The sequence below is a fragment of the Micromonospora chaiyaphumensis genome (assembly GCF_900091435.1).
In the GTDB taxonomy this organism is placed as follows: Bacteria; Actinomycetota; Actinomycetes; order Mycobacteriales; family Micromonosporaceae; genus Micromonospora; species Micromonospora chaiyaphumensis.
Window position 1 is genome coordinate 1,193,487 of sequence record NZ_FMCS01000001.1, and the last position, 17,841, is coordinate 1,211,327.

General features: G+C 74.2%; 17 protein-coding genes. 5 read left to right on the forward strand and 12 right to left on the reverse strand.

Annotated features, from left to right (window positions below):
• Window positions 1-10 precede the first annotated feature (10 nt).
• The 4 genes from GA0070214_RS05550 to GA0070214_RS05565 form a co-directional block, all read right to left on the reverse strand.
• Window positions 11-2,221 (reverse strand): transglycosylase domain-containing protein, encoded by a 2,211-nt coding sequence (locus GA0070214_RS05550; RefSeq protein WP_091259649.1) that lies wholly within the window; start codon window positions 2,219-2,221, stop codon window positions 11-13.
• A gap of 176 nt (window positions 2,222-2,397) precedes the next feature.
• On the reverse strand, window positions 2,398-3,189 hold the full coding sequence (locus GA0070214_RS05555) for a hypothetical protein (RefSeq protein ID WP_091259651.1): 792 nt from the start codon (window positions 3,187-3,189) through the stop codon (window positions 2,398-2,400).
• Window positions 3,190-3,328: 139 nt separating this feature from the next.
• Complete coding sequence (locus tag GA0070214_RS05560) at window positions 3,329-4,435, reverse strand: SPFH domain-containing protein (RefSeq protein ID WP_091259653.1); 1,107 nt, start codon at window positions 4,433-4,435, stop codon at window positions 3,329-3,331.
• Window positions 4,436-4,439: 4 nt separating this feature from the next.
• Window positions 4,440-4,913, reverse strand: coding sequence for an NfeD family protein (locus GA0070214_RS05565; protein ID WP_091259655.1), 474 nt, complete (start codon window positions 4,911-4,913; stop codon window positions 4,440-4,442).
• A 90-nt stretch (window positions 4,914-5,003) separates the two neighbouring features.
• Here GA0070214_RS05565 and GA0070214_RS05570 point away from each other — a divergent pair, with 90 nt between their 5' ends.
• Window positions 5,004-6,317, forward strand: coding sequence for a serine hydrolase domain-containing protein (locus GA0070214_RS05570; protein WP_091259657.1), 1,314 nt, complete (start codon window positions 5,004-5,006; stop codon window positions 6,315-6,317).
• 45 nt (window positions 6,318-6,362) lie between these two features.
• Here the strand turns inward: GA0070214_RS05570 and GA0070214_RS05575 are convergent, their stop codons facing one another.
• A complete protein-coding gene (locus GA0070214_RS05575; RefSeq protein WP_091259659.1) occupies window positions 6,363-7,175 on the reverse strand; it encodes a DUF3097 domain-containing protein in 813 nt (270 codons plus the stop codon).
• Window positions 7,176-7,335: 160 nt separating this feature from the next.
• Here GA0070214_RS05575 and GA0070214_RS05580 point away from each other — a divergent pair, with 160 nt between their 5' ends.
• Window positions 7,336-8,130, forward strand: coding sequence for a hypothetical protein (locus GA0070214_RS05580; RefSeq protein ID WP_091259662.1), 795 nt, complete (start codon window positions 7,336-7,338; stop codon window positions 8,128-8,130).
• A gap of 7 nt (window positions 8,131-8,137) precedes the next feature.
• Here the strand turns inward: GA0070214_RS05580 and GA0070214_RS05585 are convergent, their stop codons facing one another.
• From GA0070214_RS05585 to GA0070214_RS05620, 7 genes are all read right to left on the reverse strand, one after another.
• Entirely contained in the window at window positions 8,138-9,004 is an 867-nt protein-coding gene (locus GA0070214_RS05585; protein WP_208602666.1) for an HAD-IIA family hydrolase, read from the reverse strand.
• A complete protein-coding gene (locus GA0070214_RS05590) occupies window positions 8,953-9,984 on the reverse strand; it encodes a ferrochelatase (RefSeq protein ID WP_091259664.1) in 1,032 nt (343 codons plus the stop codon). Before GA0070214_RS05590 ends, GA0070214_RS05585 begins: the two co-directional genes overlap by 52 nt.
• Before the next feature lie 64 nt (window positions 9,985-10,048).
• On the reverse strand, window positions 10,049-10,816 hold the full coding sequence (fabI, locus tag GA0070214_RS05595) for an enoyl-ACP reductase FabI (RefSeq protein ID WP_091259665.1): 768 nt from the start codon (window positions 10,814-10,816) through the stop codon (window positions 10,049-10,051).
• A gap of 23 nt (window positions 10,817-10,839) precedes the next feature.
• A complete protein-coding gene (gene fabG / locus GA0070214_RS05600) occupies window positions 10,840-11,544 on the reverse strand; it encodes a 3-oxoacyl-ACP reductase FabG (RefSeq protein ID WP_091259667.1) in 705 nt (234 codons plus the stop codon).
• A gap of 594 nt (window positions 11,545-12,138) precedes the next feature.
• A complete protein-coding gene (locus GA0070214_RS05610) occupies window positions 12,139-13,089 on the reverse strand; it encodes a VWA domain-containing protein (RefSeq protein WP_091259671.1) in 951 nt (316 codons plus the stop codon).
• The gene (locus GA0070214_RS05615) at window positions 13,086-14,078 is read right to left on the reverse strand and encodes a DUF58 domain-containing protein (RefSeq protein WP_167364204.1); all 993 of its coding nucleotides are present in this window, start codon (window positions 14,076-14,078) and stop codon (window positions 13,086-13,088) included. Before GA0070214_RS05615 ends, GA0070214_RS05610 begins: the two co-directional genes overlap by 4 nt.
• The gene (locus GA0070214_RS05620) at window positions 14,057-15,163 is read right to left on the reverse strand and encodes an AAA family ATPase (protein ID WP_091259675.1); all 1,107 of its coding nucleotides are present in this window, start codon (window positions 15,161-15,163) and stop codon (window positions 14,057-14,059) included. Before GA0070214_RS05620 ends, GA0070214_RS05615 begins: the two co-directional genes overlap by 22 nt.
• Before the next feature lie 240 nt (window positions 15,164-15,403).
• Between GA0070214_RS05620 and GA0070214_RS05625 the strand changes: the two genes are divergently transcribed.
• The 3 genes from GA0070214_RS05625 to GA0070214_RS05635 all read left to right on the forward strand — a co-directional run bounded on the left by GA0070214_RS05625 (window position 15,404) and on the right by GA0070214_RS05635 (window position 17,841).
• On the forward strand, window positions 15,404-15,634 hold the full coding sequence (locus tag GA0070214_RS05625) for a hypothetical protein (protein ID WP_091259677.1): 231 nt from the start codon (window positions 15,404-15,406) through the stop codon (window positions 15,632-15,634).
• 21 nt (window positions 15,635-15,655) lie between these two features.
• Window positions 15,656-16,183 (forward strand): PH domain-containing protein, encoded by a 528-nt coding sequence (locus GA0070214_RS05630; protein WP_091259679.1) that lies wholly within the window; start codon window positions 15,656-15,658, stop codon window positions 16,181-16,183.
• Between the two features lie 368 nt (window positions 16,184-16,551).
• Window positions 16,552-17,841 carry a PH domain-containing protein gene (locus tag GA0070214_RS05635; protein WP_091259934.1) on the forward strand — a complete coding sequence of 430 codons (1,290 nt, stop codon included), beginning with the start codon at window positions 16,552-16,554 and terminating at the stop codon, window positions 17,839-17,841.

A 17,841-nucleotide genomic window follows, 5' to 3' on the forward strand; every position in this document is an offset into this window, starting at 1 on the left:
CGGATCGAGGTCAGCCGCGGTCGCGGCCCTGGAGCCAGCGGAGCAGGTCCGAGGGGAGGTTGTCCCGCTCCTGCTGGCGCCGGTCGGGTTGCGGGGTGGGAGTGGGGCGCGGCTGCGGGCGCTGCGGGTTGCCGGCCAGTTCGCGGCTGGGCGCCGTGAAGTCCTTCACCGGCTTGCCGTCCACCGCCGTCCTGATCACCTTGGCGACCGCGTCGATCACCCTGGCCTGCACGGCCGAGCCGACCAGGTCGGTCGCGTCGTCGGGGTTCGCGGCGATGCCGGCCACGGCCACCTGCGGGGTGAACCCCACGAAGGTCTCGGTGGCGTTCTGCTCGGAGCTACCGGTCTTGCCGGCCACCGGCCGGTCGACGATCCGGTTGACGGCGGTGGCGGTGCCACCGTTGCACTGCCCGTACGCCGACTGCTGGCCGACCGGGCAGCGGGCCGCGTCGGTGGCCGCCCGGGCCACGTCGGCGTCGAGCACCCTCTTGCAGGAGGGCTGGCCGACATCGACCTTCTCGCCGTTGGCCGCGGTCACCGAGACCACCGGCAGCGGCGTGCAGTACGTTCCCTCGGCGGCCACGGTGGCGTACGCGTTGGCCAGGTCGAGCGGGGTGGTGGCGGCGACGCCCAGGGTGAACGCACCCCAGTTCTCCGCGTCGTCCTTGGCGAAGGCGGCATCGGAGTCGGCCCGGAAGGTGATGCCGAGCCGCTGCGCCATCTCCACCACCTTGTCCTCGCCGACCTGCTCGGCCAGCCAGACGAAGTAGGTGTTCACGGAGCGGCCGAAGCCGTCCCACATCATGCGGTAGCCGTCCATCCACTCCGGGTTGGCGTTGGCCGGGCACCACTTGCCGTCGCAGTTGCCCTCGGCGTCGGAGCCGTAGCGGGTGGGCAGCTTCGCCGGGGCGTCGAAGCCGGTGGCGAGCGGCTTGCCGGCCTCCAGCGCGGCGAGCATGGTGAACAGCTTGAAGGTCGAGCCCGCCTGGTACCCGTCGACGCTGGCGCCGCCGGAGATCAGCGGGTTGACGGTGTTCGGGTGGTTGGCCTGCCCGGCCGGGTTGTCGGCGAGGCTGTAGTGCCGGTTCACCGCCATGGCGAGCACCCGGCCGGTGCCCGGCTCGACGGCGGCGATCGGCAGGGCCCGCTTGTTGCCGTAGCCGTAGACGGCGGTGGCCTGCTTCTGGGCGGTCTGCTGGATCTTCGGGTCGAGCGTGGTGACCACGCGGTAGCCGCCGCGGCGCAGCGCCTGCTCGCGCTCCTTGACCGTGTTGCCGAAGGCCGGCTGGGCGAGCCACCACTGGCGCAGGTAGTCGCAGAAGAAGCCCCAGTCGTCGTGGCCCTGGGCGACCGCGGTGCAGCCGTTGGGCTGGGCGGTCGGGTGCAGGGTGAGCGGCTGCGCCTTGGCCGCGGCGGCCTGCTGCGCGGTGATCGCGCCGGTCTCGGCCATCGAGTCCAGCACGTACCCCCGGCGGGCGAGCGCCTGCTCCTTGTCGCCGTCGATCGGGCTGTACTCGTCGGGCGACTGGACCAGGCCGGCGAGCAGCGCCGCCTCGCCCAGGGTCAGGTCGGCCGGCGCCTTCCCGAAGTACCGCTGGCTGGCCGCGCCGACGCCGTACGCCCCGGAGCCGAAGTACGCGATGTTGAGGTAGCGGTTGAGGATCTCGTCCTTGCTGAGCGACTCCTCCAGCGCGTTCGCGTACCGGATCTCCTGGAGCTTGCGCCCGACGGTCTGCTCGGTGGCGGCCTGCCGCTCCTCGGCGGTGCGGGTCGGGTCGTTCTTGAGCACGTTGCGGACGTATTGCATGGTCAGCGTCGAGCCGCCCTGCTCGGTGCCGCCGCCCCTCACGTTGGCGACCAGGGCGCGGGCGATGCCGCGCAGGTCGGCGCCGCCGTGCGAGTAGAAGCGGCGGTCCTCGGCCGCGATGATCGCCTGCCGCATCACCGGGGCGATCTCGGCGAGGGGGACGTCGGTGCGGTTGACGTCGTAGAACGTGGTGATCAGGGTCTTGCCGTCGTTCGCGTAGAGGTAGGAGCGCTGCGGCTGCGCGGGGGTGCGCAGCGCGTCGGGCAGCTCCGCGTACGCGCTCAGGCCGGCCTTGGCCGCGAGCCCGCCGAGCAGGCCGCTGGGGAGTGCGGCGAGCGCGAGGACGAGCCCGGCGAGGACGCCGGCGAGGAGCACGGTGAAGAGCCGCGACAGCGGCGACCGGGGAGACGGCATGCACCCCAGGATTACCGCGAATACGGCGATTCGGCCACCTCACCAGGCAACTGTCAGTTACCTCACGGCGACCTCCCAGCCCGCCGGACATCCGTCGATCATGAGGTTGACGGCGATCTGGATCTCCTTGAGTGCCGCCAACTTCATGATCACCGGGCGGGACGACCGCCTAGGGGTCAGGTGGGGCGGGGGCCTCCGGTTGGCGGTGGGGTTGCCGTCACGCTGGCGGCCAGCGCGTCCTGGGCGATCACCGCCGGGACGAGGCGGCCGGAGCGGTAGCCGATGCCGATGCCGGCGACCAGCACGAAGATCGCACCGAAGGTCTGCAGGGAGCCGATGAGCGCGCCGCCCAGCCCGAGCAGCGGTGCGGCGATCATCAGCATGATCCCGTCCCCGTAGGAGAACATCCCGGACCGGGCGACCGACCAGCCGGTGAGGAACCAGCCCAGGCTGTAGAAGGTGGCGCCGACCAGGACGATGCTGCGCGCCGTGGTGCCGAAGACCGGCGCCTGCTCGGCGAGCCCGGCGAACGGCAGCATCAGCACCATGCCGCCGATGCTGGCCAGCAGCCCGACCAGGGCGATCCGCCGGCACCGCGTGGCGGCGAGCAGGCCGGCGAGGGCCAGCAGGGCGAGCAGCCCGAGCCAGACCGCGGCCACCCAGCCGACGAGGTAGACCGGCTGGCCGTCGGCCGGGTAGGGGTCGTTGCCCACACCGCCGTCGCTGGCCATCGCCACCAGACCGTAGAGGACCGCGTAGGCGGGCAGCAGCCAGACCGCCGCGCGGGCGAACCGGCGGACCGACCAGGCCCAGCTCGCATCCGTGGCCGGGGCGGCCGGCCCGGGCTCGGAGACGAACGGCAGCACCCCGAACCCGCCCCCGGTACGCCGGGTGCCGAGCGGCCCGGCCGGGTCGTGCGCGCCCGGGACCGGGGTCCTGGAGAACAGCCGGTTCGCCGGATCCTTCATGCGTCACCTCGCTCCACCAGCGGGCGGCGGGGGAACGCGCAACGGCGCCCCGGCCCTGGTCACCACCCGTCCTCAGACCGATGGTGGCAGGCGCCGGGGCGCCGTATGAGTGGTTCTCGGATTTGCCGACGGGGGCTGGTCAGCCCCGTTCGCGCTGGTCCGACGGGTCGTTCAGCAGGCTCTGCGGAGAGACCGGCTCGGGCGCCGGCAGCCCCTGCGGGGCGTTGCCACCGGTGGCCTGCGCCTCGGCGACGCGTACCTCGTTGTGGATCTCCTGGGCCGCCGTGGCGGCGGCCTGCGCGGCCTCGGCGGCCTCCCGCTCGACCTCGCCGGCGCTCTGGGTGGCCTCCGGCGACGGCACGTCGCCGACCATGTTGGCCAGCCCGCCCAGCGCGCCGCCCATGCCCTCCAGGGCCTTGGTCAGCTCGGTCGGGACGATCCAGACCTTGTTGGCGGTGCCGTTGGCGATCTGCGGCAGGGCCTGGAGGTACTGGTAGGCGAGCACCTTCTGGCTCGGGTTGGCCTGGTGGATCGCGTCGAAGACCGTGCGGATCGCCTTGGCCTGGCCCTCCGCCTGGAGGATCCGGGCCTGCCGGTCACCGTCGGCGCGCAGCACGGCGGCCTGCTTCTCGCCCTCGGCCGTGAGGATCTGCGACTGCTTGTGCCCCTCGGCGTTGAGGATGGCGGCCCGGCGGTCCCGCTCGGCGCGCATCTGCTTCTCCATCGAGTCGCGGATGCTCGGCGGCGGCTCGATCGCCTTGATCTCGACGCGCGTCACCTTGATGCCCCACCGGCCCGTGGTCTCGTCCAGCACGCCGGAGAGGTGCCGGTTGATCTCCTCACGGCTGGTCAGCGCCCGCTCCAGGTCCAGCGAGCCGATCACGTTGCGCAGGGTGGTGACGGTGAGCTGCTCGATGGCCTGGAGGAAGTTGGAGATCTCGTAGGTGGCCCGGACCGAGTCGACCACCTTGAAGTAGAGCACCGTGTCGATCGAGACGACGAGGTTGTCCGAGGTGATCACCGGCTGCGGCGGGAAGCTGACCACCTGCTCCCGCATGTCCACCTTGGTCCGCACCGCGTCGATGTACGGCACCAGCAGGTTGAGGCCCGGGTTCAACGTCCGCTTGTACTTGCCCAGCCGCTCCACCACGTCCTGGCGCTGCTGCGGCACGATCCGCACCGCCTTCACCAGCGTCACCACGACGATCACGGCGACGGCGATCAACAGGATCGCTGCAAACTCCATATTTTCACCTTTCCCCATCGGGCAGCCCGCCCGGGGTGGAGATCTCGTCCTGCCAGACCAGGGCGGTCGCGCCCCGGACCTTTATCACCTGCACCCGCTCGCCCGCCGCGTACCTGCGCGTCGCGTCGTACGCCCGGGCCGTCCACAGTTCACCGTCGATCTTGACGAGCCCTCGCTCGGCGTCGACCGGCTCCAGCACCACCGCCGTGGACCCCTCGATCGCCTCGACGCCGAACGGCTGGTCGCCGCTCTCCAGCGCCGGCATGGCGTGCCGCTTGATCACCGGCCGGACCAGGGCCACCGACAGCGCGGAGACCACCGCGAAGACCAGCGCCTGGAGCGCGACCGGAGCGCCGAGCGCGGCGGCACCGGCCGCCGCGAACGCGCCGGCGGCGAACATGATCAGGAAGAGCGTCGTCGTGAAGATCTCGGCGACCGCCAGCAGCACACCCAGCACGATCCAGAACACGGCGTCCACCCTTAGATCGTGACACGCCGACGCACCCCACAACGACCCGCATGATCACCTAAGCTCGGCACCGCGCCGACGACCGCCGAGGAGGACGCCATGGCCCTGCTGCCCGAGACCGCCCGACAGGTGGACCTGCTGGTCGCCCGGGCCCAGGCCGAGGGGCGCGGCCCCTCCCTCGCCCTCGGCGTCGTCCGGGACGGCGCCCTGGCGCACGTCGCCCTGGCCGGCGAGCAGCCCCGCCCCGACGCGGACCTCCAGTACCGGATCGGCTCGATCAGCAAGACCATGACCGCCGTGCTGGTGATGCAGCAGCGCGACGCCGGCCGGCTGGCCCTGGACGACCCGCTGGACAAGCACCTGCCCGGCACCCCGGTCGGCGCGCTGACCCTGCGCCAGCTGCTCGGGCACGCCAGCGGCCTCCAGCGGGAGCCGGACGGCCAGTGGTGGGAGCGGGCCGCGGGCGCCGACCTGGAGAGCCTGCTCGCCGGGCTCACCCCGGCGAAGATCGCTTACCCGCCGCACCGCGTCTACCACTACTCCAACCTGGCGTACGGGCTGCTCGGCGGGGTGCTGGAGCGGATCACCGGCACGCCCTGGGCCGACCTGCTCCGCGAGCGGCTGCTCGAACCGCTGGCCATGCGCCGCACCACCTACCACCCCACCGAGCCGTACGCCCGCGGCTACGTGGTGCACCCCTGGCACGAGACGCTGCGGGAGGAGCCGCGTACCGACACCGGGGCGATGGCGCCGGCCGGCCAGCTCTGGTCGACGGTCGAGGACCTGGCCCGCTGGGCGGCCTTCCTGGCCGACCCGGCTCCCGACGTGCTCGCCCCGGAGACGCTCACCGAGATGTGCGCGCCCGTGGTGATCAGCGACCTGGACGCCTGGACCGGCGGCCACGGCCTGGGCGTCGAGCTCTACCGGGTCGGCGACCGCGTGTACGTGGGCCACGGCGGCTCGATGCCCGGGTACGTGGCGGGCCTGGCCGTGCACCGCCCGACCCGCACCGCCGTTGTCGACTTCGCCAACTCGTACGGGCTGCGCGCCGGCCACCACGTCGTCGGCCTGGCCCGCGACATCCTCACCCTGGTGCTGGACGCCGAGCCGGCCGCGCCCGCCCCGTGGCGCCCGGCCGAGGCGCCGCCCGCCGACCTGGCCGGACTGACCGGCCGCTGGTGGTGGATGGCCAACGAGTACGAGTTCCGCATCGACCCCGCCGGCGACCTGGTGGGCGGCCCGGTCGGTCGCCCCCTGCTGCGCTTCACCCCCGAGGCCCCCGACCGCTGGCGCGGCCACTCGGGCTCCCAGGACGGCGAACTCCTCACCGTCATCCGCGACGAGGAGGGCCACCCGGTGGCCCTCGACATCGCCACCTTCGTCTTCACCAGATCCCCGGACCAGGAACCCTGACCGCCCGGAGCCGGGCACGGTCGCCCCGGCCCTGAACCGCAACCACTAAGCAGGCAGGGTCACGAAGTCGATCAACCGCTCCATCGCGTTGATCAACGGCGTCTCCACATCAGCGAAACTGTCCACCCGGGACAGAATGTGCCGCCACATCTCCGCCGGCTCGCCCACCCCGAGCGCCGCGCAGACGCCCTCCTTCCAGGGCCGCCCCGGCGGCACCACGGGCCAGGCCGCGATGCCCAGCGCCCGCGGCTTCACGGCCTGCCACACGTCGACGTACGGGTGACCGGTGACCAGCACGTGCGGCGAGGTGACCTGCGCGACGATCCGGCTCTCCTTCGAGCCGGGCACCAGGTGGTCGACCAGCACGCCGAGCCGCCGACCCGGGCCGGGCTCGAAGGCGCGCACCTCGGCGGCGAGGTCGTCGATGCCGTCGAGGGGTTCCACCACCACGCCCTCGATCCGCAGGTCGTCGCCCCAGATCCGCTCGACCAGCGCCGCGTCGTGCACGCCCTCCACCCAGATCCGGCTGGCCTTGGCGACCTGGGCCCGGACGTTGTCGACGGCGATCGAGCCGGATGCAGTGCGCCGGCGGGCGGCGGGCACCGGGGCGCGGGCCGGGCGGCGCAGGGTCACCGGTTGGCCGTCGAGCAGGAACGCGGCGGGCAGCAGCGGGAAGTTGCGCCGCCGGCCGTGCCGGTCCTCGAGGACCACGGCGCCGGAGTCGAAGCCGACCACCGCGCCGCAGAACCCGGAGTCGGCGTCCTCGACCACCAGGTCGGTTTCGGCGTCGACCTCCGGGATCACCTTCCGCCGCCGCCAGTCGCCCGCCAGCACGTCGCCGTCGTATCGCCCCGCCATGTGATCACGCTAGCCACCGGCCCGGCGCGTCGCCCGGCGACGCGCCGACCAGGTGCCCCACCGGCGGCACAGAAAGGGGCGAAGGGGGTAGTTCGGGGCAGGTCACGCCGCCGGAGCGGCAGCCGAGACAGCGACGGCGGCGAGCACGTACCCTTTCGGCATGTCCTCCCCCGCAACGGGCGCGGCCACGCTGGCTCCGCGCCGGTCGAGCCGCTTCGTCGCCTGGGTACGCGCCTGGCGCGCCGGCCTGGTGCCGTTCGACGAGGTCGCCGACGAGATCGCCGGCGACGAGGAGCACCTGGTCGCCGACGCCCCCGGCACCTGGACCGACGTGTCCCTCCGGGATGCGCTGCCCAGCCTGGCCAAGCTCTCCCCGGACGAGATCCGCCTGGTGCTGCCCGCACCGGGTGACCCGCGCGGGCTGCCCGGTCCGGGCGACTTCGCGGGGGCGGCGCTGCTGGCCGGCGAGGCCGTGGTGGCCAGCGGGCTCGGGTTCGTGCCGGAGGTGCGCACGCACACCTCCGGCTCGGGGATGACCTGGGAGACGGTGCTCTGGCGGGTCTACCCGCTGCCGGCCGACGCGCCGAAGGCGTCGCTGACCGCCCCCGGCGCGGCCGAGGCGGAGGCCGAACTCGCCGCCGCGCTGGCCGAGACGACCGCCGCGCTGACCCGGCTCGACGTGGCCCAGTGGCGGCCCGAGCTGGCCGGCGCCCTCGCCGCGCTGCGCCGCCCGGACGGCGGGACGGACCTGCCGCCCGGCTTCGACCCGCGGTCCCGCCGGCTGTTCGCCCGCGCGGCCGTGCTGGACCGGGTGCTCGCCCTGGCCGGGGAGAGCGCCCCGGGCGGCGCGGTGAACACCTTCGAGGCGCAGCAGCGGGACGCGGCGCTGCGGCCGTTGACCACCGCCTGCCGGCAGGCCCTGGTCGCCGCCTGCAACGCCCCGCTGCGTCCCTAGCGCCCGCTCAGACCTCGTCGATCAGGTCGGCCACGGAGTTGACGATCCGGGACGGCCGGTAGGGGTAGCGCTCGGCCTCGGCCCGGCTGCTGATCCCCGTGAGCACCAGGATCGTCTCCAGGCCGGCCTCCAGGCCGCACAGGATGTCGGTGTCCATCCGGTCGCCGATCATGGCGGTGGACTCGGAGTGCGCGTCGATGGTGTTCAACGCCGAGCGCATCATCATGGGGTTCGGCTTGCCGACGAAGTACGGCTCCACCCCGGTCGCCTTGGAGATCATCGCGGCGACCGAACCGGCGGCCGGCAGCGCGCCCTCCACCGACGGGCCGGTGGCGTCCGGGTTGGTGCAGATGAACCGGGCCCCGTCGTTGATCAGCCGGATGGCCTTGGTGATCGCCTCGAAGCTGTAGGTGCGGGTCTCCCCCAGCACCACGTAGTCGGGGGCGAAGTCGCTGAGCACGTAGCCCACCGCGTGCAGCGCCGTGGTGAGCCCCGCCTCGCCGATCACGTACGCGGTGCCGCCCGGCCGCTGGTCGGCCAGGAACTGGGCGGTGGCCAGCGCGGACGACCAGATCGACTCCTCCGGCACGTCCAGCCCCATCCGGGCCAGCCGGGCCTGGAGGTCGCGCGGCGTGTAGATCGAGTTGTTCGTCAGCACCAGGAACGGCTTGCCGGAGGCGCGCAGCCTCTTGACGAACTCGGGTGCGCCGGGCACCGGCTGGCCCTCGTGCACCAGCACGCCGTCCATGTCGGTGAGCCAGCTCTGCACCGGCTTGCGGTCATGCATGTGTCGTCCCCTGGGGTTGTCGAAGGTGGTCCGGCTCAGGGCCGGCGGGCCGGGGGCACGCAGCACAGCGCCGGGCAGGTGTCCCAGGTGGGCAGGTCGCCGAGGCGGCGGAACCACCGCTCGCCGTCCGGGGCGTGCCGTTCCAGCACCAGCTCGCGGACCATCGCCACGAACCGCGGGTCGGTGCCCGGCGTGCCGGCGCGGACGAAGTCCAGGCCGAGCTGCTTGGCCGTGTCGAGGGCCTCGGTGTCCAGGTCCCAGACCACCTCCAGGTGGTCGGAGACGAACCCGATGGGGCTGACCACCACGCCGGTCACGCCCTGGCCGGGCAGCGTGGCCAGGTGGTCGTTGATGTCGGGCTCCAGCCACGGCACCTGCGGCGGCCCGGAGCGGCTCTGCCAGACCAGGTCGTAGGGCAGGTCCGGCGCGGCGGCGGCGTGCACGAGCCGGGCGGTCTCGGCGAGCTGGGCGGTGTAGCGGCCACCGTGCGGGCCGGCGGTGGCGGCCGCCGACACCGGGACCGAGTGCGCGGTGAACACCAGCCGGGTGCTGTCCCGCCGGGCCGGGTCGAGCTGCGCCAGCGCGGCCCGGACGGCGTCGGCGTGCGGCTCGACGAAGCCCGGGTGGTCCCAGAACTGGCGCAGCTTCTCGATCAGCGGGGCGTCCGGGCCGACCGCGGCCCGGGCCGCGGCGATGTCCTCCTGGTACTGCCGGCAGGACGAGTAGCCGCCGTAGGCGCTGGTCACGAACGCCAGGGCCCGCTGGACGCCGTCGTCGCGCATCTGCGCCACCGTGTCGGCGAGCATCGGGTCCCAGTTGCGGTTGCCCCAGTAGAGCGGCAGGTCGAGACCGTGCGCGGCGAAGTCCGACCGGATGGCCGCCAGCAGGTCACGGCACTGCTGGTTGATCGGGGACACCCCGCCGAAGTGCAGGTAGTGCTCGGCGACCTCGGCGAGCCGCTCCGGCGGCACGCCCCGACCCCGGGTCACGTTCTGCAGGAAGGGCAGCACGTCCTCGGGCCGCTCCGGGCCGCCGAAGGAGACCAGCACCAACGCGTCGTACGCCATGCTGGCATTCTCCCCCGACGGCCGGGACGGTCCGGCGGGCACCCCGGGACGTGCGGTCCGGGTCTCAGGCGCCGATGGCGTGGTAGCCGCCGTCGACGTGGACGATCTCGCCGGTGGTCGCCGGGAACCAGTCGGACAGCAGCGCCAGGCAGGCCCGGGCGGCCGGCTCCTGGTCGGTCAGGTTCCAGCCCAGCGGGGCGCGCTCGGCCCAGGCGTCCTCGAACTGCTCGAAGCCGGGGATGGACTTGGCGGCGATGGTGCGCAGCGGCCCGGCGGCGACCAGGTTGCTGCGGATGCCCCGCTTGCCCAGGTGCAGGGCCAGGTAGCGGGAGGCGGACTCCAGCCCGGCCTTGGCCACGCCCATCCAGTCGTAGACCGGCCACGCCTTGGTGGCGTCGAAGGTGAGGCCCACCACGGCGCCGCCCTCGGACATCAGCGGCAGCGCCGCCATGGCCAGGGACTTGTAGGAGTAGGTGGAGACCTGGAGCGCGGTCGCCACGTCCTCCCAGGGCGCGTCGAGGAAGCCGCCGCCGAGGCAGCTCTGCGGGGCGAAGCCGATCGAGTGCACCACGCCGTCGAGGCCGTCGACGTGCTCGCGCACCTTGTCGGCCAGGCCGGCCAGGTGCTCGGCGTTGGTGACGTCCAGCTCGATCACCGGCGCCGGCTCGGGCAGCCGCCTGGCGATCCGCTCGACCAGGGAGAGCCGGCCGTAGCCGGTGAGCACGACCTGGGCGCCGTTCTCCTGGGCGAGCTTCGCCACCGAGAAGGCGATCGAGGCGTCGGTGATGACGCCGGTGACCAGCAGCCGCTTACCGGCCAGGAGTCCGGACATTGCGCAGTTCCCTCCGTACTTTCTCAGTGACCCATGCCAAGGCCGCCGTCGACCGGGATGACGGCGCCGGAGACGTACGCGGCCGCGTCCGACGCGAGCCAGGTGACCGCGGCGGCGACCTCGTCGGGGCTGGCCATCCGGCCCGCCGGGATCGACTTGCGGATCTCCGCCTTGCGCTCGTCGGACAGCCCGGCGGTCATGTCGGTGTCGATGAAGCCGGGCGCCACGACGTTCGCCGTGATGTTGCGGCTGCCCAGCTCGCGGGTGATCGACCGGGCCACGCCGACCAGGCCGGCCTTGCTGGCCGCGTAGTTGACCTGGCCCGCGCCGCCGGCGAGGCCGACGACCGAGGAGATGAAGACCATCCGGCCCCACTTCGCCCGGAGCATCTTCGTCGACGCCCGCTTGGCGCAGCGGAAGGCGCCGGTGAGGTTGGTGTCGAGCACCCGGGTGAACTGCTCCTCGGACATCCGCAGGAGCAGCGTGTCGTCGGTGATGCCGGCGTTGGCCACCAGCACCTCGACCGGGCCGAACTCGGCCTCGACGGCGGCGAACGCGGCGTCCACCGACTCGGCGTCGGTCACGTCACACTTCACGCCGAACAGCCCCGCCGGGGCCTCGCCGCTGCGGTGGGTCACCGCCACCCGGTCGCCCTGCTTGGCGAAGGCCTGCGCGATGGCCAGGCCGATTCCCCGGTTTCCGCCGGTCACCAGCACGGTACGGGCCACGGTTCCCCCTCTGCTCAGCTGATCTCCCAATCGGTGGCGAGCCTAGGGGTTACCGAGGGGTAAGCGCTAACCCGTGCCAGGTCGGGGGCCGGTTCGGCGGCCCGGTCGGACGGGTCCGGTGGACCGGTCGGCCGAGTGCGTGCCGCGGGTGCGCCGGGTGTACGATGATCGACGTCTGCGGGCAGTGGATCGCCCGCCGCCGAGCCCCGCCGACCGCAGGAGGTGATCGCTGTGCGAGATAGCGATCCTCCCAGTCGTGGCCGGGCCGACCGTCAGCCCCGCTGAGCCACGACTCAGTCGGCAGCGCTGACCCCGCTTCCCCGCCCTCCGCACCGCCCCGCTCTCCTCGGCCGCCGGCCGGGGCGCCCGTGGCGCGCGGCCGGCGGAGCACCCCGGTCACGACTTCGTGTGCGTACGCCCTGATCCACCCCCGCGGTCCGCCCCGCCCCGGACCGCCGTCGCCACGGAGCAGTCCCATGAGCCGTTACGTCGCCCCGCTGGGCTTCACCCTCGCCGCCGTCTGGGTGGCCGTCCTCTTCGTCCTGGCCGGCGGCGGTCACTGACCACCACCGGCCGGGCCCCGGCCGTCCCGCCTCAGATCAGGCGGGACGACCAGAGCAGGCTCGACGCCCCCGCGCAGAGCGCGAGGAGCAGCGCGATCCCCGCGTACCACTGGGTGATCTCCCGCGGCTCGGTCCGGAACCCGATCGAGCTGCCCATGTCCTGGTAGACCTGCTTCAGCTCGCTGACCGAGGCGGCCTCGTAGAAGTAGCCCTGGGTCGTCTCGGCGAGCTGCGACAGCGCCATCCGGTCCACCGGCACCCGCTGGAGCTGGCCGCCGATGTCCACCTGACCCGAGTCGGTACCGAAGGCGATGGTGGAGACCGGCACGTTGGCCGCCTGCGCCGCCGCGGCGGCCTCCTCCACCGAGCGGCCCGAGGTGCGGTAGCCGTCGGAGAGCAGCACGATCCGGGCCGGCGGGATGCCGGCCGCGCCGTCCGCCGGCACCGAGCGGATCGCCTCCAGGCAGGTGAAGACCGCCTCACCGGTCGCGGTCGCCTCGGCCAGCACCAGCCCGTCGATCGCGGTGGTCACCGCGCCCCGGTCCTTGGTGGGCGGCACCAGCACGTTGGCCGACTTGGCGAAGGAGACCAGCCCGAGGTTGTAGCTCTCCGGCAGCTCGCCGACGAACTGCTTGGCCGCCTCCTGCGCCGCCTCCAGCCGGTTGGGCGCCACGTCGTCGGCCTGCATCGACAGCGACACGTCGATGGCGAGCATCACGGTCGCCCGTTCGAGGGGCTCCTTGGTGTCGATCGCCGGCCGGGCCAGCCCGGTGGCGAGCACCAGCAGGCAGAGCAGGAAGGCGGTGGCCGCCACGTGCCGCCGCCAGCCCAGCCCTTTCGGGGCCAGGGTGCGCAGCAGGTCCACGTTGGTGAACCGCATCGCGTACTGCCGGCGGTGCAGCTGCCGCCAGACGTAGGCGGCGGCGAGGGCGAGCACCGGCAGCACGGCCAGCAGCCACCACGGTTGCAGAAAACGGATCATCGCGTCGTCCCTCGGGTGCGGGCGTGCCGTTGCGCGGCCACGAAACGCACCATGTCCAGCAGCCAGTCTCGGTCGGTACGCAGTCGCAGGTGGGCAGCGCCGGCGGTGCGCAGCTCGGCGGCGATCGCCGCGCGCTGGGCGGCCGCCGACTCGGCGTACCTCCGGCGCAGTTTCGGGTCGGCGGTCTGCACCTCGTGCAGCTCCCCCGTCTCCGGGTCGACCACCGGCAGCACCCCCACGTCGGGCAGTTCCAGCTCGCGCGGGTCGACCACCTCGACGGCCAGCACGTCGTGCCGGACCCGGAGCTTACGGATCGGCCGGCCCCACTGCTGCGGCGGCGCGAGGAAGTCGGAGATCACCACGGCCACGCCCCGCCGGCGCGGCGGGCGGTTGAGCGTGTCGACGAGGACACCCAGGTCGCTGCGGCCGGGCCGGATCTCCGTGCCCGCGATGGCCCGCAGCAGGCCCTGCGCCTCCTTGCGGCCGGCCCGGGCGGGCAGCCGGTGCAGGGTCCCCGGCCCGGCGGGCGCCGCGCCGCCCCGCCACCGGCCCGCCGGCACCGGCGCGCCGGTGCCGACCACCGCGCCGATCCGGTTGCCGCCCCGGACGGTCAGGTGGGCCAGGGCGGCCGCCGCGGCGACCACCACGTCCCGCTTGAGCCACTGACCGGTGCCGAAGTCCAGGCTCGCCGAGAGGTCGACCGCCAGCCAGGTCTCCAGTTCCCGGTCGGCCACCGTACGCCGGACGTGCGGCATCGTGGTGCGGGCGGTGACCGGCCAGTCCATCCGGCGTACGTCGTCGCCGGGGCGGTACTCGCGGGACTCCCCCGCCTCGCTGCCCGGGCCGGGCAGCAGCCCGGCGTAGTCGCCCTGGAGCAGCCCGTCGAGCTTGCGGGTGACCATGAGCTGCAGCCGGGCGAGGACGGCGCCGGAACGCTCGCCGCTGGCCGGCAGCCGGGCTGGTGGGGTCACGGCCGCTGCCCGGGCCAGCCACCGTGCGGGACGGCCGGTGGCGGCGGCGTTGCCTGCTGGCGCGGCGCGACCGCCGGCAGCGGGATGGTCGACATCACCCGGTGCACGATGTGGTCGGCCGGCACGTCGTCGGCGAGCGCGTCGTAGCTGAGCACCAGCCGGTGCCGCAGGATGTCCGGCGCGATGTCCTGCACGTCCTGCGGCAGGGCGTAGTCGCGGCCGCGCAGCAGGGCCAGCGCCCGGGTGGCCCGGACCAGGCCGAGCGAGGCTCGTGGGCTCGCGCCGTACTGAATGAGCTGCGCGACGTCCGGCATCCCGTGCTCGGCGGGGGCCCGGGTGGCGAGGACCAGCCGGACCGCGTAGTCGACCAGCGCGTTGTGCACGAAGACCTGGTCGGCCTTGTGCTGGAGCGCGATCAGGTCCGGGGTGTCGAACACCCGGGCCGGCTCGGGCGGGGCGACGCCCATCCGGTAGACGATCTCCCGCTCCTCGGCGTCGGTCGGGTAGCCCACCACGATCTTCATGAGGAACCGGTCCCGCTGCGCCTCGGGCAGCGGGTAGACGCCCTCCTGCTCGATGGGGTTCTGGGTGGCCATCACCAGGAACGGGTCGGGCACCCGGTGGGTCTCGCCGCCGATGGACACCTGGCGCTCGCTCATCACCTCGAGCAGCGCCGACTGCACCTTCGCCGGTGCCCGGTTGATCTCGTCGGCGAGCAGGAAGTTGACGAAGACCGGCCCCAGCTCGACGTCGAACTTCTCGCTGGACTGCCGGTAGATCCGGGTGCCCATGATGTCGGCCGGCACCAGGTCGGGGGTGAACTGCACCCGGGCGAACGACCCGCCGACCACCCGGGCCAGGGTCTCCACGGCGAGGGTCTTGGCGACGCCGGGCACACCCTCCAGCAGGCAGTGGCCCCGGGCGAGCAGCGCCACGAACATCCGCTCGACCATCCGGTCCTGGCCGACGATCACCCGCTTGATCTCGAACAGCGCCCGCTCCAGCAGGGTGGCGTCCTGCGCCGGGGTGGTGGTCGCCGGGGGCGGCGCGTCCGGCGCGGCCTCGGTCGGCATCGGGGCGTCGGGCGTGGTCGGCTGGGCCACCGGTCCTCCACAGCATGGTCGTCGTAGCGGCGTGGTGCGTATCAAGACTGTCATGCCTTGCTGAGAGCCGAGGGCGGGAGAGGGACGATTTTCGCCGCGCCGTCCCCGGGCGCGGAAAACCCTGAACACGGGTGGACAACAAGGGGTCCGGCGTGTGTACGATTCACCCCGTCGCCGGGCGGCTCCCCCCGTGGCCGCCCGGCGCTAAAGCTCCCGGCGTGCGGCCCTAGACTCGCCCCGGTGACCACTCCCACTTCCCCCGACGACGCGCTGATCTGCTCGGCGCGGGGGTGTCGCGCGCCCGCCGTGTGGGAGCTGCGCTGGAACAATCCCCGCCTGCACCCGCCCGAGCGGCGCAAGACGTGGCTGGCCTGTCCCGCGCACCGCGGGTCGCTGGGCGACTTCCTCGACGCGCGCGGCTTCCTGCGCGAGGTCGCACCGGTGCCCGGATCGCCTACGCTCGAATCGTGAGCGAGCGCAGCGGATCACCCGGTGAACGGTGACGACCTCGCCGGCCGGCCGCCGGCACCGACCGGCCCCCTGGAGCCCTGGCCGGACACCGTCCGGTGGCAGCCGATCTCCCGCGACCTGATCTGGGTGGAGCTGATCCGGCTCGGCATCGGTCTCGCCGTGGCACTCGTGGTGCTCGGCGTGGCCTGGGCGGTCGCCGGCCACTGGCTGCTCGGCGCGGCCCTGGGCGTGGCGCTGCTGCTGGCCGCCTGGCGGGCGGTCACCATCGTCCGCGCGGTGCGCGCCTGGGGCTACGCCGAGCGCGCCGACGACCTGCTGGTCCGGCACGGGCTGCTGGTGCGGCGGCTGTCCATCGTGCCGTACTCGCGGATGCAGTTCGTCGACGTGAGCGCCGGGCCGCTGGAACGCGCCTTCGACCTGGCCACCGTGCAGCTGCACACCGCCGCGGCGGCGAGCGACGCCCGCGTGCCGGGCCTGCGGCCGGCCGAGGCGTCCCGGCTGCGGGACCGGCTCACCGCGCTCGGCGAGGACCGGGCGGAGGGGCTGTGAGCGAGGGCCCGGCCGAGCCGGAGCCCGGCGGCCCGCCGCCGCACCCGCCCGCCGCCGCACCGCCCCCGGCCGGCGCCGAGCCGCCCCGCAACGGCCACCCGTGGCCACCCCGACCGGGGTACGACCACCCACCCGGCCCCGCCCCGGCGGCACCGTGGCCGGGGTACGGGCACCCCGCGCCACCGCCCGGCCAGGGCCCACCCGCGCCACCGCCCGGCTACGGCCACCCGGCACCGCCGCCCGGTTTCGGCCCGCCCGGGCCGCCCTGGCCGGGTCATCCCCGGCCTGCCGGACCAGGCCCGTGGGGGCCGCCCGCGCCGGTCGGTCCGGGAACGCCGCCGCCGGCCGGGGAGGAGCCGCGGCAGCGGCTGCATCCGCTGAGCCCGGCGCTGCACGGCGCGAAGTCGCTGGTCGTGGTGATCGCCGGGCTCTCCTGGTCGACGCTGTCCCGGGTCGGCTTCGGCTGGTTCGCCGTGCTGGTCGCGATCTTCGTCCTGGGCGCCACCGTGCTGTCGGTGGTCAGCTGGTGGAACACCGGCTACCACGTGGTGGGGCGCGAGCTGCGGGTGCACGAGGGGCTGCTCTGGCGGCGTACCCGGGCGATCCCGCTGGAACGCCTGCAGGCCGTGGAGGTGGTCCGGCCGCTGCTCGCGCAGCTCACCGGGCTGGCCGAGCTGCGGCTGGAGGTGGTCGGCGGGGGCAAGACCGAGGCGCCGCTGGCGTACCTGAGCGTGGCCGAGGCGACCGCGCTGCGGCAGCGGCTGCTCGCCGTGGCCGGCCGCGCTCCCGAGGCCGCCCCGCCCGTCCCCGCCGCCCCCGGCATGCCGGCCCCGCCCGCCCCGGCGGGCCGCCTGCTGCACGCCGTCCGCAACCGGGACCTGCTGGTCAGCCAGCTGCTCACCCCGCAGGCGTTCCTGCTCCCGTTCGGCCTGGCCTTCGTGGCGGCGCAGTTCGTCTCCGAGGGGTCCTGGTCGTTCATCGCGGTGGCCAGCACGCTGACCGCCATGGCCGGCGTGGTGCTGCAACCGGTCCGCCGGGTGCTCGACGACTGGAGCTTCCGCCTCGACCGCGACGGCGACACGCTGCGGGTCCGCAACGGGCTGCTGGAGACCCGGGTGCAGACCGTGCCGCTGCACCGGGTGCAGACCATCGGCGTGACCTGGCCGCTGCTGTGGCGGATGAAGGGCTGGCTGCGGCTGCGGCTGGAGGTGGCCGGCTACTCGGCCGCCGAGCCGGACGACCGGAACCGCCCGGACCGGCTGCTGCCGGTCGGCGACGCGCACACCGGTGAGCTGGTCGTCACGGAGGTGCTCCCCGGCGTACGGCTGGCGGCGCTGCCCGCCACGCTGCCGCCCCGGCGCGCCCGCTGGCTGCGCCCGCTGAGCCGGGCCAAAGTCGGCGCCGGCCTCGACGAGCAGGTCTTCGTGGCCCGCTCCGGCCTGCTGACCCGCCGGCTGACGCTGGTCCCGTACGCGCGGATCCAGAGTGTGCGGGTGACCCAGGGCCCGGCGCAGCGGCGGCTGCGGCTGGCCACCGTGCACGCGGACACCGCCGGCGGCTCGGGCGCGGCGGCCCTGGACCGGGACCTGGCCGAGGCGTGGGAGCTGGCGGCGGAGCTGACCGCACGGGCCCACGCCGCCCGCCGCCGGCCGGGCTGA

Bases quoted from the DNA above. Each gene is read 5' to 3' on its own strand.
- GA0070214_RS05550 (WP_091259649.1), bottom strand. From the start codon at position 2,221: ATGCCGTCTCCCCGGTCGCCGCTGTCGCGGCTCTTCACCGTGCTCCTC.
- GA0070214_RS05580 (WP_091259662.1), top strand. From the start codon at position 7,336: ATGTCCTCCCCCGCAACGGGCGCGGCCACGCTGGCTCCGCGCCGGTCG.
- GA0070214_RS05570 (WP_091259657.1), top strand. From the start codon at position 5,004: ATGGCCCTGCTGCCCGAGACCGCCCGACAGGTGGACCTGCTGGTCGCC.
- GA0070214_RS05575 (WP_091259659.1), bottom strand. From the start codon at position 7,175: ATGGCGGGGCGATACGACGGCGACGTGCTGGCGGGCGACTGGCGGCGG.
- GA0070214_RS05590 (WP_091259664.1), bottom strand. From the start codon at position 9,984: ATGGCGTACGACGCGTTGGTGCTGGTCTCCTTCGGCGGCCCGGAGCGG.
- GA0070214_RS05610 (WP_091259671.1), bottom strand. From the start codon at position 13,089: ATGATCCGTTTTCTGCAACCGTGGTGGCTGCTGGCCGTGCTGCCGGTG.
- GA0070214_RS05560 (WP_091259653.1), bottom strand. From the start codon at position 4,435: ATGGAGTTTGCAGCGATCCTGTTGATCGCCGTCGCCGTGATCGTCGTG.
- fabI (WP_091259665.1), bottom strand. From the start codon at position 10,816: ATGTCCGGACTCCTGGCCGGTAAGCGGCTGCTGGTCACCGGCGTCATC.
- GA0070214_RS05555 (WP_091259651.1), bottom strand. From the start codon at position 3,189: ATGAAGGATCCGGCGAACCGGCTGTTCTCCAGGACCCCGGTCCCGGGC.